The 15,696-nt window shown below is 61.1% G+C and carries 15 protein-coding genes; 8 read left to right on the plus strand and 7 right to left on the minus strand.

Annotated features, from left to right (window positions below; translation table 11 throughout):
* Positions 1-10: 10 nt before the first annotated feature.
* From IB267_RS23710 to tauA, 4 genes are all read right to left on the minus strand, one after another.
* Positions 11-391, minus strand: a complete 381-nt coding sequence (locus IB267_RS23710) for a nuclear transport factor 2 family protein (protein WP_192450038.1) — start codon at positions 389-391, stop codon at positions 11-13.
* A 117-nt stretch (positions 392-508) separates the two neighbouring features.
* The gene (locus IB267_RS23715; protein ID WP_043615155.1) at positions 509-1,336 is read right to left on the minus strand and encodes an ABC transporter permease subunit; all 828 of its coding nucleotides are present in this window, start codon (positions 1,334-1,336) and stop codon (positions 509-511) included.
* A complete protein-coding gene (locus tag IB267_RS23720) occupies positions 1,329-2,141 on the minus strand; it encodes a taurine ABC transporter ATP-binding protein (RefSeq protein WP_043615157.1) in 813 nt (270 codons plus the stop codon). Before IB267_RS23720 ends, IB267_RS23715 begins: the two co-directional genes overlap by 8 nt.
* Positions 2,142-2,225: 84 nt before the next feature.
* Complete coding sequence (tauA, locus tag IB267_RS23725; RefSeq protein ID WP_192449853.1) at positions 2,226-3,242, minus strand: taurine ABC transporter substrate-binding protein; 1,017 nt, start codon at positions 3,240-3,242, stop codon at positions 2,226-2,228.
* A 159-nt stretch (positions 3,243-3,401) separates the two neighbouring features.
* Here tauA and IB267_RS23730 point away from each other — a divergent pair, with 159 nt between their 5' ends.
* Positions 3,402-4,898 carry a PLP-dependent aminotransferase family protein gene (locus tag IB267_RS23730; protein ID WP_192449854.1) on the plus strand — a complete coding sequence of 499 codons (1,497 nt, stop codon included), beginning with the start codon at positions 3,402-3,404 and terminating at the stop codon, positions 4,896-4,898.
* Between the two features lie 692 nt (positions 4,899-5,590).
* Complete coding sequence (locus IB267_RS23735; protein WP_192449855.1) at positions 5,591-7,150, plus strand: ABC transporter substrate-binding protein; 1,560 nt, start codon at positions 5,591-5,593, stop codon at positions 7,148-7,150.
* Positions 7,151-7,261: 111 nt separating this feature from the next.
* Here the strand turns inward: IB267_RS23735 and IB267_RS23740 are convergent, their stop codons facing one another.
* Both IB267_RS23740 and IB267_RS23745 read right to left on the minus strand, forming a co-directional pair.
* A complete protein-coding gene (locus tag IB267_RS23740) occupies positions 7,262-8,659 on the minus strand; it encodes a family 16 glycosylhydrolase (protein ID WP_192449856.1) in 1,398 nt (465 codons plus the stop codon).
* A 179-nt stretch (positions 8,660-8,838) separates the two neighbouring features.
* Positions 8,839-9,447: a TetR/AcrR family transcriptional regulator gene (locus IB267_RS23745; RefSeq protein ID WP_192449857.1), complete on the minus strand. Its 609-nt coding sequence runs from the start codon at positions 9,445-9,447 to the stop codon at positions 8,839-8,841.
* Between the two features lie 98 nt (positions 9,448-9,545).
* On the opposite strand from IB267_RS23745, the gene IB267_RS23750 reads away from it, so the two are divergent.
* Together IB267_RS23750 and IB267_RS23755 are read left to right on the plus strand one after the other, a co-directional pair.
* Complete coding sequence (locus tag IB267_RS23750) at positions 9,546-10,268, plus strand: NIPSNAP family protein (RefSeq protein WP_192449858.1); 723 nt, start codon at positions 9,546-9,548, stop codon at positions 10,266-10,268.
* Between the two features lie 111 nt (positions 10,269-10,379).
* Positions 10,380-10,568: a hypothetical protein gene (locus IB267_RS23755; protein ID WP_192449859.1), complete on the plus strand. Its 189-nt coding sequence runs from the start codon at positions 10,380-10,382 to the stop codon at positions 10,566-10,568.
* Positions 10,569-10,664: 96 nt separating this feature from the next.
* On the opposite strand, the gene IB267_RS23760 is transcribed toward IB267_RS23755, so the two are convergent.
* Complete coding sequence (locus tag IB267_RS23760; RefSeq protein WP_192449860.1) at positions 10,665-11,642, minus strand: L,D-transpeptidase; 978 nt, start codon at positions 11,640-11,642, stop codon at positions 10,665-10,667.
* A 242-nt stretch (positions 11,643-11,884) separates the two neighbouring features.
* Here IB267_RS23760 and IB267_RS23765 point away from each other — a divergent pair, with 242 nt between their 5' ends.
* From IB267_RS23765 to IB267_RS23780, 4 genes are read left to right on the plus strand one after another with little or no spacing between them, the layout of a single operon-like run.
* Positions 11,885-12,907 (plus strand): LacI family DNA-binding transcriptional regulator, encoded by a 1,023-nt coding sequence (locus IB267_RS23765; protein ID WP_371742617.1) that lies wholly within the window; start codon positions 11,885-11,887, stop codon positions 12,905-12,907.
* A 34-nt stretch (positions 12,908-12,941) separates the two neighbouring features.
* Positions 12,942-13,898: a substrate-binding domain-containing protein gene (locus IB267_RS23770; RefSeq protein ID WP_192449861.1), complete on the plus strand. Its 957-nt coding sequence runs from the start codon at positions 12,942-12,944 to the stop codon at positions 13,896-13,898.
* Entirely contained in the window at positions 13,898-14,701 is an 804-nt protein-coding gene (locus IB267_RS23775; protein WP_192450040.1) for an ATP-binding cassette domain-containing protein, read from the plus strand. Before IB267_RS23770 ends, IB267_RS23775 begins: the two co-directional genes overlap by 1 nt.
* Positions 14,698-15,696: an ABC transporter permease gene (locus tag IB267_RS23780; RefSeq protein ID WP_192449862.1), complete on the plus strand. Its 999-nt coding sequence runs from the start codon at positions 14,698-14,700 to the stop codon at positions 15,694-15,696. The genes IB267_RS23775 and IB267_RS23780 overlap by 4 nt, the downstream gene beginning before the upstream one ends.

Genomic DNA, 15,696 nt, shown 5'->3' on the forward strand with positions numbered 1-15,696 from the left:
CTCCAGGCCATCAGTAGCGGGGCTGCAGGACCGGGCGGTTCTTGCGGAACGCCTGCTTGCGCACGATCTTGCCGTCGCGGAAGGTGAAGAGGTCGCAGCCTTCGGCCTCGATGCGGCTGCCGTCGGCAGCCGTGCCGGAAAACGTCCACTCGGACACGCCGCGGTCACCGTCGACGAAGTGGCTGTGGTTGGCCCATTCGGCATCCGGCATCGATTTCCAGACGCCGCTGAAGGCATCGGCGATCGGACCAGTACCGACGAAACGGTTGCCGTAGACCTCGGGGCCGCCAACCGCGTTGAACACGCAATCCTCGGAAAAGAAGTGCATGACCCCATCGATGTCATGCCGGTTGAAGGCATCGAACAAGGTTTTGAGATCGGTTGCCGTCAGTGTCATGGTTCTGTCCTTTGGCTTGGTCGTCAGGCATGGCTTCGCCGGAGACGGGAAAGGCCGTCTTCAAAAGGCCGCCAGGCCTTATTCAGTTGAAGTGTCGGAGGTGGTCGCCGGTTAGAGGCGGCCCTTCCAGGGGATCAGCGCCTTTTCGAGGTAGCGGATCAAAAGATCGAAGGCGAAGGCGAAGATGCCGATGATGAATATGCCCATGATCACCGTATCGCTTTCGAGGTTTTCGGCGGCGTTGAGTACCATGAAGCCGAGGCCTCGGTTGGCCGCGACCATTTCGGCAGCCACCAGAGTGGTCCAGCCGACGCCGATGCCGATGCGCATGCCGGTGAAGATCTCGGGCAAAGCCGCCTTCATGATCACCTGGCTGATCACCTGTCCGCGGGTCGCGCCCATCGCATAGGCCGCATGGATCTGCTCGGTAGAGACAGAACGCACCCCTGCCCTCGCGGCAATCGCCATCGGGGCGAAGATCGCCAGATAGATCAGGAAGACCTTCGGGAACTCGCCGATGCCGAGCCAGATGATGACGAGCGGCAGGTAGGCAAGCGGCGGCAGCGGCCGGTAGAATTCGATGATCGGGTCGAACAGTCCGCGAACGAAGCGGTTGACGCCCATCAGTACGCCGATCGGCACAGCGGTCACCAATGCCAGCAGGAAGGCGCCGAAGACGCGGCCGATACTGGCGAGCGTGTGCTGCATCAAGGTCGAGTTCGAAACGCCGTCGGTCATCGCCAGCATGAACTTGTCCCAGACCGCCAGAGGCGACGGCAGGAAGAGCGGCTTGACCCAGCCGCCCTCGGTCACGAGAAACCAGAGCGCGACGATCACGACCGTTGTCGAAAAGCTGATGAGGCCGCTGTTTCCGTCACCGGGAGCGCCAAAGATCTTGCCGGCCTTTACGGGCTTGGCCCGGGTCACTCTGTCAAGCATGGGCCACCTCCGGGTTGCCGGACGCGCGTTCGTCGCCATAGATGATGCCGAGCACCTCTTCGCGCATGCGGATGAATTCCGGGCTGGACTTGATCGCGCGCGCATTGCCCTCGGCGAGGAAACGCTTGTTGAAGTTGAGCTCGTAGGTGTGGGTGATGCGGCCCGGGCGCGGCGACATGACGATCAGCCGCGAGCCGAGGAACAGCGCTTCCTCCACACTGTGGGTGATGAAGAAGAACATCTTGTTGGTGAGCTGCCAGACCTTCAAGAGCAGTTCCTGGATGGTCTCGCGCGTCAGCGCGTCGAGCGCTGCCATAGGCTCGTCCATCAGGAGCATCGCGGGGTCGCAGGTCAACGCCCTCGCTATGCCCACACGCTGCTGCATGCCGCCCGACAGATGATAGATCATGTGGCGGTGAAAGTCCTGCAGGCCGACAAGTGCCAGGTTCTTGGTGGCAAGCTCCCGCCGGGTCGCCTTGTCGACGCCACGCAGCTTGAGGCCGAATTCAGTGTTCTCCATGACGTTCAGCCACGGCAGAAGCGCGTGTTTCTGGAAGACGACGCCGCGTTCGGCGCCCGGGCCATTGACCTGGTGGTTGCCAAGCGTGATGTCACCTTCCGAAGGCGCCATGAAGCCTGCCATCAGGTTGAGCAAGGTAGTCTTGCCGCAGCCCGAGGCACCGAGGGCGACGACGAAGTCGCCGCTGTTGATGGTAAGATTGACGCCTTTCAGGGCGATGATCGCCTGGTCCGAGTAGAGGCCCGGATAGGTCAGACTGATGTTTCTGACGCTGAGTGTTTCCATGAGAAATGCCTCCCTGCACCTCGGTCACGGTCTATGATGGTGCGCCGGCCGCTCCTCAACGGCCGGCGCAATCGGCAGCTTAGCCTATTGTGCGGCCGCCTTGGCAAAGTCGGCGTTCACGTAAGGCGCATAGTCGTCGAGCGACTGGCTGATCTGCTTCTGCTCGACGAGGAATTTGGCGCTTTCGGTCAGCGCACGCGTGGCGCCGCCGCCGAGCCAGACCTCGGAGGCTTGCTCATCCGCATTCGGGAACGAAAGCAGGCGTAGGGCTTCGACCGTGCTCGGACCATCGCCGCCGATCAGCTTGACGATGCCTTCGACCTGAGGCGATTCCTCCGTCCATGCCACCTTGTTGGCGTTGTAGTCGGCATAGGCATCGGCCAGAACCTTGGTGAAGGCTTCCATGAGTTTCGGATTTTCCGCGGCCCAGGCCTTGTCCACCACCAGCCCGTCGAAGGTCGGGACGCTCGCAGCGCCGATTACTTCAGAGTCGGAAATCGTCTTGCCGGTCTTCTGGATTTCCGAGAGCGCCGGCGGCCAGACATAGGCGGCGTCGATATCGCCACGCTGCCAGGCGGCCACGATCTGTGGTGGCTTCAGGTTCAGAATTTCCACCTCGCGCGGATCGACGTTCCAGACCTTGTTCATGCCGACCAGCAGGTGGAAATGCGACGTCGAGACGAACGGCACGGCAACCTTCTTGCCTTTCAGGTCTGCCGGCGTCTCGATGCCCGAACCCTCACGGGCGACCAGCGCTTCCGACTGGCCGATATTGTCGAGGATCCAGAAAAGCTGCAGCTCGACACCGCGCGTTGCGGCAGATGCCGTGCCGGTCGAACCGAGAACCCCGATCGGCACGTCGCCCGAGGCGAGCGCCGTGGTGATGTCGCCGGCCGAGCTGAACTGGCGCCAGTCGATCGAATAGCCGGCCTCCTTGGCGGCTGCATCGAAGCGGCCATCGGCGATCGCGGCCACGAACGGGCCCACGATCTGCTGATAGCCGACGACGAGTTTCGTTTCGGCATAAGCGACGCCGGACGCGGCGAGGCTCGCGACTATACTGGCCGCCGCGGCCAGTCGTCTGAAATGTCCATGGAGCATTCGTCTTCCTCCTCTTTGTTTATTCCCTTTTGTTTATTCGCTGACCGTTTCTCCGGTCTTGTTGATGACGATAAGGCCGAGATCCGGCTTGCGTTATATCCAGTCTGGAAGTTGAATAGATCCAGTTTAACGTCGCCAAGGGGAGCAGGCGCCGTGCAGATGAACGTTTCAGAAACCATTTTTTTCATCGACCGTGAGAGCGGTATCGGCCTGCAGGCGCAGCTGCGTGAGACAGTCGTTTCGGCCGTGCTCGCCGGACGGGTGCAGCCGCGCGCGCATCTGCCGTCGAGCCGAAAGCTCGCCGACTATCTCAGGATTTCGCGCATCACGGTGACGCTCGCCTATCAGGAGCTGATCAACCAGGGTTACGTCGAGGCGGTCAACCGCAGTTCGTATCGGATCTCCGGCAATCCGCCGGGCATGGATGTGGAGGGGGAGCGTCCATCCGCCGGCTCCAATCCGGTCGACTGGAGCCGTAAGATCAAGATGAGCTTCGGCGTCGTGCGCCAGGTCGCCAAGCCGCTGGACTGGCGGCGCTACCCGTTCCCCTTCCTCTATGGCCAGATGGATCCGACGCTCTTCGACCTCAATGCCTGGCGCGACTGTGCCCGCCGCGCTCTGGCGCGCGAGGACTTCGTGCTGATGGCGAGCGACTTTGCCGCGGCCGACGACGTGCGGCTGGTGAACTATATCTGCTCGCGCACGCTGCCGCGCCGCGGCATCCACGCCACGCCGGACGAAATCCTCGTTACCGTCGGCGCGCAGAATGCGCTCTGGATCGTGACCCGCCTGATCCTGGAGAAGGGCTCCGCCGCCGTCTGCGAAAACCCTTGCCACCCCGATATCAGCGCCTCGCTGCTGTTGAGCGGTGCGGATGTCACGACCGTCGATGTCGATGGCGAGGGCCTGTCACCGGATGCCTTACCGGAGAAGGTGGACGCCGTTTTCGTGACCCCGAGCCACCACTCGCCAACCGGCGCGACCATGCCGGTCGACCGGCGAACGCAACTGCTGCAGGCTGCGGAGGAACGGGATTTCGTCATCGTCGAGGACGATTACGAGTTCGAGATCAGCTACCTCGCGCCGCCCTCGCCGGCGCTCAAGGCGCTCGATCCGTCGGGTCGGGTGCTCTACATCGGCAGCTTCTCGAAGTCGCTGTTTCCCGGGCTTCGGCTTGGCTACCTCGTCGCACCTGCCCCCTTCATTCGCGAGGCGCGCGCGCTTCGCTCGCTGATGCTGCGTCATCCGCCCGGGCATCTTCAGCGCACCGCAGCCTATTTCCTCGCGCTCGGCCATTATGACGCCGTGCTCCACCGCATGCGGACCGAATATCACAAACGCCATGTGATCATGGCCGAGTCCCTACGCAGGGCGAACTTGAAAGTCGCAGGCTCCTCGACCTTCGGCGGCACGTCTTTCTGGATGGAGGGACCGGAAGGGCTCGACGCCGACCGGCTGGTCAGCGAATTGCGGCAGGACGGCGTGCTGGTCGAATCCGGCTCGCCCTTCTTCCCCAGAAGCGACCAGCCCTGCCGCTACTTCCGGATGGGATATTCGTCGATTCCGAGCACAAGCATTGCCGAGGGCGTTGCCCGCGTTCGCGCCCGCATCGACACGCTTTGCGGCGGGAGCGAGCAAACCTACATCGCAAAGTGATAAGCCGGTGCGCGCCCTGGCCTGAAAGCCATCTCACTTGTTCAGAACGTTGCGAGCGACAACCGTAGCGGGCCGATCAGTCGCCATCAAGATTGTCGCCATAATCGTATTCATGATTGTCGACAAAAGCGTTGACAAATACTTTTGGCGTGCGATGGTGCCGCCTAGCAGCAACGAGCTAGGGAGGAGCAGGTTGATGCAAGGGCTTCAGAAGACAGCGTACTCGCACGTCTTTTCGCGATACCAAACATACCCGCCTGCACCGCCGGGCCGGCACGCCTGACATCTCCTCATTCGCACGCCATTCCAACGTCCAGCGCCGAACATCGGGTTTCTGAACCGCATCCATAAGCGGCGCAGAGATGTGTCCCTGTTTGAGTCGATGCCTGGCGTTGGCCATCGAACGATCGCTATCGACAACAGGACATGGCGCTTCAAGCATCGCCTGGAGGTTTTCGCTTGAGTGCATCGCTGTCCGAGAACGCCAGTTGATCAGGATCCCCGCGTAGGCCCTCGAAAGTCTTTGCGGTGATTAACGTAACCAAGAAGGTCATGCCCGCGCCAACGATAGATCATGCCACTGGCCGCCCCGACCGGGCGGCGAGACGGACGGCCTGTGCGCCGTTCTTGCCTCTTAAAAAGAAGATTCCCGTTCAAGGGGACCGGTGACCTCAACAAAGGAGAACAGCAGAATGCTCAAGAAACTGATCCTCGCAGCCGCCATGTCGACGGCGCTTTCCGCGGCGGCTCACGCGGAGACGCTCAAATGGGGCTCTTCGCGCGATATCTACTCGCTCGACCCCTATTCCTATGGCGACAGCTACACGCTGTCCTTCCTCAATCACGTCTATGAGGGGCTCGTCCGCTTTGACGCCGACCTGAAGATCGAGCCGGCCCTGGCGACTTCCTGGGAGACGGTATCGGACACCGTCTGGCGGTTCCATCTGCGCGAGGGCGTCAAGTTCCACAATGGCGCCGATTTCACGGCCGATGATGTGATCGCCTCGCTCACGCGGGTTAGCGATCCGGCATCACCGCTGCGAGGCAACCTCCCTGCTTACAAGTCGGCGAAGAAAGTCGACGACCGCACTGTCGATATCGAACTGACCGGCCCCTATCCGCTGCTGTTGAACGACCTGACGAACATCCACATTTTCGACGCCACATGGCTCGCCGACAACAACTCGCTGAAGCCGACGGATGTCGGCAAGAAGATCGAAGGCTACGCCACCTATCACACCAACGGCACAGGTCCGTTCAAGCTCGAGAGCCGCACGCCCGACAGCAAGACCGTTCTCGTCAAGAACGACGAGTGGTGGGACCCGGCGAAATCCAACATCGATCGCATCGAGTTCACGCCGATCGTCTCGGCCGCGACACGCGTGGCGGCACTGTTGTCAGGCGAGATCGACTTCACTGAGAATGCGCCGGCGCAGGATCTCCCACGCCTTCTCGCGCAGCCGGACCTGAAGGTCATGGAGCGCACGGACCTTCGCACCATCATGATGGGCTTCAACCGCAAGCCGAAACTGGCCGACGGCGTCGACAACAAGTTCAACGACTTGCGTGTCCGCCAGGCCGTCGCCCATGCGCTCGACACAGAGCTCATCCAGAAGCGGGTTATGCGCGGCAAGTCGAGGACAGCGGGTGCGATCGTTGCGCCGGAGATCCCCGGATATGTCGAGGCACTGGACAAGGTCGTGCCATACGATCCCGAATTGTCGAAGAAGCTGCTGGCCGAGGCCGGCGCCAGCGATCTCCCCTTTACGCTCGTCTGCACGAACGAGGCCTATGTCAACGAAGAGGAGCTTTGCCAGAGCATCGTCAACATGCTCAGCCGCGCCGGCTTCAAACCGCAGCTCGACATCGGCCCGACGGCCGCACAGGCACCCAAGCGCACAGGTGGTCTGTCGGACGTCTACATCATCGGCTGGGCGAACGAGCCGATGCTCGACAGCTATTCTATCCTGCTTCAGATGATCGAGACGAGGAGCGACAAGGCGGGCGTCTTCAACTGGGGCGGCTGGAGCTATCCTGAGATCGACAAGCTGATCATCCAGGCCTCGACCGAAATGGATCGGTCGAAGCGGCTCGATCTGCAGACCAAGGCAATGCAGATGGTCAAGGACGAGATCATCATGCTGCCGCTGCACCAGCAGCCAATGGCCTGGGTGATGAGCAACAAGATCGATAAGGTCGCTCAGCTCGCCGACAACAAGCCGCGCCATTGGCTCACGCATATCGCCGAATAGCTCTGTTGCGGAGCTGGAACGGCGGAGCGTTGCAGTTCCCCTTCACTACCAGATAGGCTCAGCCGGAGCCGGCAGCGTGGATGCTGCCGGCTCCCTTCGTCTCTTGTCCGTCTAGATCAGCCAGTCGGCGTCGAGCGCATAGGCGTCGATGGAATCAATCTTCATCTCCGCCCCATCGTCAAAATCGCCATCGGGCGTACCGGCCATTCCGCCGACCGCCAGATTGACGAGCATATACATCGGCTCGTGCATGTCCGCTGGGGTATCGGCGCGGGCGATCTCCGTGTCGTCGAAGTACCAGACGATCTCGTCTTTCGTCCAAAGCACGCCGTAGTCGTGGAACCCGTCGGTATCGGTGACTTGCGCGCCGTCTCTGACGATCGTGTGCTCGCCGTTTTCGTTGGAATGGGCGGTGGTGATGACGGTGTTGGCGTCCTGACCGCGCATTTCGACGACATCAAGCTCCGGCGGCCAGGAACCGTCGGCGGGGAGCAGCCAGAACGCGGGCCAGGCGCCTTGATCGTCCGGCATGTCGGCCCGCATCTCGAAGTAACCGTAGGTCTGGGCAAAGGACGAATAGGTCGTCAACATTCCGGACGTGTAGTCATAACCGCCGATCTCGGACTGGATCGCCTCCGGTGCACGTTCTGCGGTGATCGTTAGAACACCATCCTCGACCGAAAACGGGTTGGCGGATGCGGTCGGCCCGTAGCCCGGATTGATGTACCATTGCAGTTCACCGTTTTCCGAGAGCGTCGCCCCCTCCTCCGGCGCCCACCAGTATTTCGCATCCCAAATGCCGCTCGTGCCGTCGGTGAGCTGAAGCATCTCGAAATCGTCCGAGAAGGTCTGCGTCAGGCCGGATCGGTCCAGGCTCAACTGGAACTGGCCTTCTTGCAATTCATCGGCTGTCGTATCCGCCAGGACCAGGCTTTCGCCATCGTCGAGATGGAGGCGGAGATCGTTTCCCTCCTGGGCCGCACTCGCCAGCACCTCTTCGAACGAGGTGATCCCGTATCCGTCGAGGCGGATGGTATCGTTGGAGCTGAAATCGGCGACAAGGTCGCTGCCGTTGCCGCGCTTGAGCGCGAAGGTATCCGCGCCGCCGGAACCGATCAGCACGTCGTTGCCGGCGCGTCCATCGATGGTCTGGCTGCCGGAGCCACCGGCAATGATGTTGTCGGCGGCATTGCCGAAGGCGTGTCGGCCGTCACCGGTGACGGTCAGGTTTTCGAAGTTCTCCGGCAAGATGTAGCTCATCCAGGTATCGATCGTGTCGATCCCTTCGCCGGGCGCCTCTTCGGCCCGGTTCGCCGATGAATAGAGGTAGTAGATGTCGTCGCCCGTGCCGCCGAACATGGTCACATCGACGGAACTGTCGCCCCAGATCGAATCGTTACCGGGTGTTCCGTAGAGCGTAGACCCGGATCCGGTTGCGGAAAACCATGCGGTCGAACTTCCGCTGTAATGAAGCGGTTGTCCAAGGGCGTTCATGGCTGTTCTGCTCATCGAGAAGTCTCCTGTTTACTGGAGTGCCCCTTCCCGATGAACACCTCTAGCATCTAGAGCTGTGGCCTGTCGCCCACACCGGCGACATTTGCGAAGAATCTCGAATGAAGGCCTTCGGCTTGGAAGCCGAAAGGGTGTCAAAACCACCAACCGAAAGCGAGCGCATCGTTCGGACCGACCTAGGCGTATTTGGACGCGAGAAGGGCTGCGAGCTCCGCCTGACAGTTCACGAGCGGGCGCGTGTCCTGACTGGCTTTTGCCATCGCCATGGCGCCGGAATAGGCGGCGATGATGAAGGTCGCGAGACTGTTAGGTTGAATGTCCGCGACGCGTTTCAGGCGGATGTCTTCGTGGAATCGCGCCGCCAGCGCTTTCTCCCAGGCGTCGAAAATCGCACCCAGTGCCTCCTGCATCTCGTCATCGTGCTTGGAGACTTCGATCGCCATATTGTTCAGCGGGCAGCCGGAGACGGAACCGTTCTCGGAGAGTTCTTTGATGATCTCGGTGAATATCCGATCAATTGCTGCAGGCGTATCGCTGGCGGTACGCAGCGGGTCGATCCACGTCTCCTGCACCGCCTCAGCGACGCGATCGCGGATAACGGCCAATCCAAGTTCTCTTTTGGCCGGGAAGTGGTGCGCCATTGCACCGCCCGACACGGAAGCCGTCGCGCGCAGTTCCGACATTCCCGTCGCGAGGTATCCTTGCGTGACAAAGGCCTGATAGGCCGCATCCACGATCCTGCGGCGCACCGCTTGCGGGTCGTTGGTTCTTTTGTGTTCGATCATGACCGTCGCCTGACAATTCGATTCACATAGTGCCTTGACAAAACAGGTCGATCAACCTGTTATTAAAAACAGGACAATCGACCTGTTTTGGAGGAATCATGAAACCGCACGCCGTTTACGAACTTCGCCGCTACCGACTTCATCCCGGCGGAAGGGAGCGCCTGATCGATCTGTTCGACCGCGAATTCGTCGATCCGCAGGAAGCGCTTGGAATGCGTGTCGAAGGTGAATTCCGCGACTGCGGTGATCCCGACGCCTTCGTCTGGGTACGGTCCTTTGCGGATATGGAGACGCGAACGGAGGCGTTGGCGGCCTTTTATTCGGGGCCGGTCTGGAAGGAGCATGGATCTCTAGCAAACGAGACGATGCTCAACTCGGACAACGTGTTGCTGCTGAAGCCTGTCGCCGGCACACAGCCGTTTGCCCGCAATCTTGCAAGGGAGAAGCAGGCACGGTCGACCAAAGGTCTCGTCACTGTGAACATCTGCTCGCTGGCCCCCGGCACGGAGGACCGTTTCGCCGCATTCTTCATCGCCGAGGCGCTGCCGATCTTCGAAGAAGCCGGCGCTCGAATCGATGCGGTTTTCGTCACCGAGCGCAGCGCAAACGCCTTCCCGAGGCTCCCCGTCCGTCAAGGCGAGACGGTGCTTGCCTGGTTTGAAATGCATGAGGACGAGGACGGCCTTTCACGGCATCAGGAGCGGTTGAGCAACGACGTCAGATGGACCAATGAGGTCTTTCCTCGAATGGATAGCCAGTGCTGGCGAAGGATCGAGGTTTCGAGGCTGACCCCGACGTCGCGCTCGCTCTGCACCCTGTAGCCGTCGCTCATCCACTATGGCACGGCACGCATAGGCGATAACCGCCGGGAACCTATCCTGGCGGAACCAAACCGGCCTCCAAACGTTGTGTTGGGTTAGGGGAGGCACGGGATGAAACATACGGATGTTCGAACAGTCGACGGCTCCCAGATCAAGCATATCTGGGACGTCGCGGATTATTGCCGGCGGACCGGAATTCACAAGACCGAAGAGCTGCGCCTTATCAAGGTGCTTGGCAGATACGCAACCAGCCACGAGCTTCAGATGAACATCGTGCGCGTTCAGACGCGCATCCGCTGAAGTTTTGACTTGGGAATTGCGGGAACGATCACCGGCGTGTTCGGTGGCCCACTTCGGCTTTTGACCATTCGGAAATTCCTGAGCGTCTTCCGTAGCTTAGTCGACGAACTTGACGATGACGCCAGGCTTGACCATCGCCGCCAACTCCTCCGCATCCCAGTTGGTCAGGCGAACGCATCCGTGCGATCCCGACTTGTCGATCATCGAAGGTTCGGGCGTCCCGTGGATTCCGTAAGTGGGCTTCGAGAGATCGATCCAGACGGTGCCGACCGGCCCGTTCGGGCCACCCGGCAAGGTCAGGACCTTTCGGTTATCGCCCTGCTTGAAGTTGATCCTCGGATTGTAGACGTAGGGCGGCATTCGGGCGACGCCTTTGACCTTGTGCGTTCCCGAAGGAGACGGTGTCTCCCTGCTGCCGATGGTCGCCGGATAGGCCGCGATCAGCGTACCATCAGCGCTAAGCGCCAAGATTTGACCGGTGCGCCGGTGTGCTTCGATGCGTTTGACCGTTCCTTGCCTCGGCTCCCCTGGGTTCACAACGGATACCGTATCACCGACCGAGAACGTTGAAATCGGATTGAGTGCCTTGAGGAGATCGATATCCATGTGGAAGCGCTCCGCCAGCCTCTCGGCGACGCTCGTGTATGCGAGCTGATCCATCTTCGCCTGCTCGGAATAGTCTTCGGGAATCTCAGCCACCAGCCCTTTGACGTCGTCCTCGGAGATGACATAGGGCTCGACCACCGTCGTCTGGTCCGACAGTCGCTCGATCACGTCGGCGTCCAGTTTTCCGTCAGCGGGGAGGCCTTGCATGGTCTCGAAGGCGGCGATCGCCTTGGCGACATTCTCGCCGGCGAATCCGTCGATCACGCCGGGCGAAGTCCCTGCCCGATCGAGAAGAACCTGAAGCCGGACGATGGCCGCATCCGGCGTGTCCGAGACCTCGGTCGTCCGCTCCAACGTGGTGGGCGTGATCGAAGCGCGGTCGATGGCTTCGGGCTGAAGCGTCTGGGCATTGGCCAGCACGGCGGGGGATAGCAACATCAGCGCTGCCCAAAGAACTTTGTTTTCCATGATCGCTCAATCGATCAGGGCGCTGATTTGTTCCCGCCTCGCGGCGCCAAGATGCTGTTTTCTCAAGAGCAAACGGTATCGGTCTCTCGGTCTTTTCGCCGCCGCCAATCGTCCCAAATCCGTGGCCAGATGCGCGCGCCACCGCCGCGTCCGAGAAAGTCTCTTGACAGAACATGAAACTCGAAATCTTATTGTAAAGCGTTTTAGTAAATCGGTTTACAACGGCAAGGGATGGAGCCAAGGTGACCACACGACGCGTCACAGGTCTGAAGGATGTAGCCCGAGCTGCCGGCGTTTCAGTGACGACGGTGTCGCGCCTGCTGAACGGATCGCTCGACCTGCCCTTCGAGACGAAGAAGCGGATCTCGGATGCGATCCGCGACCTCAATTACCAGCCCAACCCGCATGCCCGCCGGCTTAGCCGCGGTCGCTCCGACACGATCGGTCTTGTCGTTCCGGATATTGCCAACCCCTTTTTCGCAACCCTCGTGGCAGCCGTCGAAGAAGAGGCGGATACCCGCGGTCTTGCCGTCTCTCTTTACGCCACCCTGAACCGGGCCGGTCGTGAGGTCGCCTATCTCCAACTGATTGAACGCAATCACGTCGACGGCCTGATCTTCGTCACCAACCACCCGGATGACGGTCAACTCGCCACCTTGATAAACCGCACCGGCAAAGTCGTGATCGCCGACGAAGACGTCCCCGGCGCCCAGGCACCGAAGCTGTTCTGCGACAACGAGATGGGTGGATCGCTCGCCGGCCGGCATCTGGCCGAATTCGGGCATAGGGATGTGCTCTTCGTCGGCGGCCCCGAAGCGATGATCAGTTCGCATCGACGCTTCAACGGTCTTGAGCGGGCGCTGCGCGATGCGTTCGGCGAAGATTTCCGGCTGTCAAAATACGCGGGCGACTACACCGTGACCTTTGGTCGGCGGGCGGCGAAACGCTTCATCGAGGAAGGCCGCCCAGCAACGGCGATCTTCGCCAGCTCGGACGAAATCGCCATCGGCATGATCGAGGTCTTCCGGGACCAGGGGGTGTCCGTTCCCGACGATGTCTCTGTCATCGGCTTCGACGATGTCGGCCCGCTGCATCTTTTCGGTCCGCCCATGACCGCCATCCGCCAGCCGGTCCGCGCGATCGGCGAGCGTGCCCTCTCCCTTCTTCTCGAAACAAACTGGCAGGGCAAGCAGGCTCTCGTCGAAGAGCTCCTGCCAGTCGAAATCGTCGTGCGGAAATCCGTTGCTCCGCCGGCGAAACGATAAATCACGCAATGGAGAACCAACAGAGGATGAGAACATGAACTGGAATTTGAAACGCAGGACCCTAATCGCCACACTTGGATTCACGGCGTTGACGACCCTCGGCGCGGCTCTCTCGCCGGCCCTTGCCGCCGAAAAGACCTTTGCACTCGTGCAGATCAACCAGCAGGCGCTTTTCTTCAACCAGATGAACGAAGGCGCGCAGAAGGCAGCTGACGCTGCCGGCGCGAAGCTCGTCATCTTCAATGCCAACAACGACCCGGCCGCGCAAAACAGTGCGATCGAAACCTACATCCAGCAGAAGGTCGATGGCATCGCCGTCGTCGCAATCGACGTCAACGGCATCATGCCGGCTGTCAACCAGGCGGCCGAAGCCGGGATCCCCGTCGTTGCCATTGATGCGATCCTTCCGGAAGGCCCCCAGAAGGCGCAGATCGGCGTCGACAACGCCAAGGCGGGCGCCGACATGGGCAAGTTCTTCCTCGATTACATCAAGGCCAACGCCGATGGCAAAGCCAAGATCGGTGTCGTCGGCGCGCTCAACTCGTTCATTCAGAACGTTCGCCAGGAAGGATTTGAAAAGACCATCAAGGATGTCGACGGCATCAGTTCGGCCGGCGTCGTCGATGGACAGAACGTGCAGGACAACGCGCTTGCGGCCGCCGAGAACCTGATTACCGGCAACCCCGACCTGACCGCGATCTATGCGACCGGCGAGCCGGCCCTGATGGGTGCCATCGCCGCGGTCGAAAGCCAGAGCAAGCAGGATAGCGTGAAGGTCTTCGGTTGGGACCTTACCGCCCAGGCGATCGCCGGCATCGACGCAGGCTATGTCACCGCCGTGATCCAGCAGGATCCTTCTGCAATGGGCGCCGCTGCCGTCGACGCCTTGAAGAAGGTCTCCGACGGCGGCAGCGTCGAGAAGACCATCGCTGTGCCGGTAACGATCGTCACCAAGGACAACGTCGAGCCATATCGGGCGATCTTCAAATGATGACGACTGAAAGACAGCATCCTCCCGCTGTCGCTGGTGTCGGGGGGGCTTTGCCCTCCCGCGCCGGTGTCAGCCCCCGCGTGTCCCTGAAGGGGATCGTCAAGACGTTCGGATCGCACCAGGCGCTGCGCGGCGTCGACCTCGATATTTATCCTGGCGAATGCCTTGGCCTCGTCGGTGACAATGCCGCCGGCAAGTCGACGCTGACCAAGGTCATCTCGGGAACCTATATTCCCGATGGCGGGACCATTATCCTGGAAGGCGAAGAGGTCCGGTTCTCAGGACCAGCAGATGCGCGCAACCGCAATATCGAAATGGTCTTTCAGGACTTGAGCCTTTGCGACCACATCGACGTGGTCGGCAATCTCTTCCTCGGCCGAGAAATCAGCAAGGGACCATTCCTCGACACGAAGACCATGCTCGCCGAAGCACGCAAGATGCTCGACGCGCTGGAAATTCGCATTCCGCGGCTGACCGGCAAGGTCGCCCAGCTCTCGGGCGGACAACGGCAGGCGATCGCGATTGCGCGTGCCGCATCGTTCAATCCGAAGGTCCTGATCATGGACGAGCCCACCTCGGCACTCGCCGTGGCGGAGGTCGAAGCCGTGCTCGCGCTGATCAACCGCGTCAAGGCAAAGGGCGTCTCGGTCATCCTGATCACCCATCGCCTCCAGGACCTGTTCCGCGTCTGCGACCGCATTGCCGTCATGTATGAAGGCACCAAGGTGGCCGAGCGCGAAATCGGCAAGACCAATCTGGAAGACCTCGTCAAGCTGATCGTCGGGGAAGGAGCCAAGCAATGACGGCCTACACCGAACGCGCGAAAGGCTCACCCGCGGCAGACTTCCTCTCGGAAAACGCCCAGGTCCTGTCGATCGCCTTCTTCTTCCTGGCCTGCGTCGTCTTTTTCGCGGCCACGACCGATACCTTCATGACGCTCGGCAACATTCTGAACGTCATCCGCCAGGCAGCGCCGATCCTCATCGTCGCGGTCGCCATGACACTGGTGATTATCACCGGCGGCATCGACCTCTCAGTCGGTTCGCAGGTCGCCCTGGTCAATGCAGTCGCGGCCATCGTCTTGGCGATGGGGTATCCCTGGCCTCTCGTCGTCATCGCGATGCTCTTCTTTGGTGCCTTCCTTGGCTTCGTGCAGGGATGGTTCACTGCCTATCAGGGGATTCCGGCCTTCATCGTCACGCTTGCCGGCCTGTCGATCCTGCGCGGCTTGGCGCTCTATCTGACGCAGGGCTATTCGATCCCGATCAAGGATGCGCCGGGCTTCTTCATGCTCGGCCGCGGCGAATTGCTGGGTATTCCGATGCCTGCCCTGATCGCGGTTGCGGTCGCGGTCGCTGGTTATGTCGTCATATCCTCGACCAAGTACGGCCGCCAGGTCGTCGCCGTCGGGTCCAACATGGAAGCCGCCCGCCGCGTCGGCATGCCGGCGAAATGGGTGATCGCTTCAGTCTATATGATCGCTGGCGTCGCCTGCGCCCTTGCCGGCCTCTTGATCGCTGCGCGCCTCGGCTCCGGTTCCTCGAATGCTGCCGTCGGCTTCGAGCTTCAGGTCATCGCCGCGGTGGTGCTTGGCGGGACGTCGCTGATGGGGGGCCGCGGAACGATCCTGGGCACCGTGCTCGGCACCATGACGATCGCCGTCATCGGCAACGGCCTCATCCTCATGCATATCTCGCCGTTCTTCACGCAGATTGTTACCGGCGCGATCATTCTCGTTGCGATCTGGCTCAACACGCGGATCTTCACCGCCAACTTCCGCTTCGGCGGCAAGAGATGA

The sequence above is a fragment of the Ensifer sp. ENS09 genome, assembly GCF_014852425.1.
In the GTDB taxonomy this organism is placed as follows: Bacteria; Pseudomonadota; Alphaproteobacteria; order Rhizobiales; family Rhizobiaceae; genus Ensifer.

Coding starts and splice junctions, on each gene's coding strand:
- IB267_RS23715 (WP_043615155.1), bottom strand. CDS start 1,336: ATGCTTGACAGAGTGACCCGGGCCAAGCCCGTAAAGGCCGGCAAGATC.
- IB267_RS23720 (WP_043615157.1), bottom strand. CDS start 2,141: ATGGAAACACTCAGCGTCAGAAACATCAGTCTGACCTATCCGGGCCTC.
- tauA (WP_192449853.1), bottom strand. CDS start 3,242: ATGCTCCATGGACATTTCAGACGACTGGCCGCGGCGGCCAGTATAGTC.
- IB267_RS23730 (WP_192449854.1), top strand. CDS start 3,402: ATGAACGTTTCAGAAACCATTTTTTTCATCGACCGTGAGAGCGGTATC.
- IB267_RS23735 (WP_192449855.1), top strand. CDS start 5,591: ATGCTCAAGAAACTGATCCTCGCAGCCGCCATGTCGACGGCGCTTTCC.
- IB267_RS23740 (WP_192449856.1), bottom strand. CDS start 8,659: ATGAGCAGAACAGCCATGAACGCCCTTGGACAACCGCTTCATTACAGC.
- IB267_RS23745 (WP_192449857.1), bottom strand. CDS start 9,447: ATGATCGAACACAAAAGAACCAACGACCCGCAAGCGGTGCGCCGCAGG.
- IB267_RS23750 (WP_192449858.1), top strand. CDS start 9,546: ATGAAACCGCACGCCGTTTACGAACTTCGCCGCTACCGACTTCATCCC.
- IB267_RS23755 (WP_192449859.1), top strand. CDS start 10,380: ATGAAACATACGGATGTTCGAACAGTCGACGGCTCCCAGATCAAGCAT.
- IB267_RS23760 (WP_192449860.1), bottom strand. CDS start 11,642: ATGGAAAACAAAGTTCTTTGGGCAGCGCTGATGTTGCTATCCCCCGCC.
- IB267_RS23770 (WP_192449861.1), top strand. CDS start 12,942: ATGAACTGGAATTTGAAACGCAGGACCCTAATCGCCACACTTGGATTC.
- IB267_RS23775 (WP_192450040.1), top strand. CDS start 13,898: ATGACGACTGAAAGACAGCATCCTCCCGCTGTCGCTGGTGTCGGGGGG.
- IB267_RS23780 (WP_192449862.1), top strand. CDS start 14,698: ATGACGGCCTACACCGAACGCGCGAAAGGCTCACCCGCGGCAGACTTC.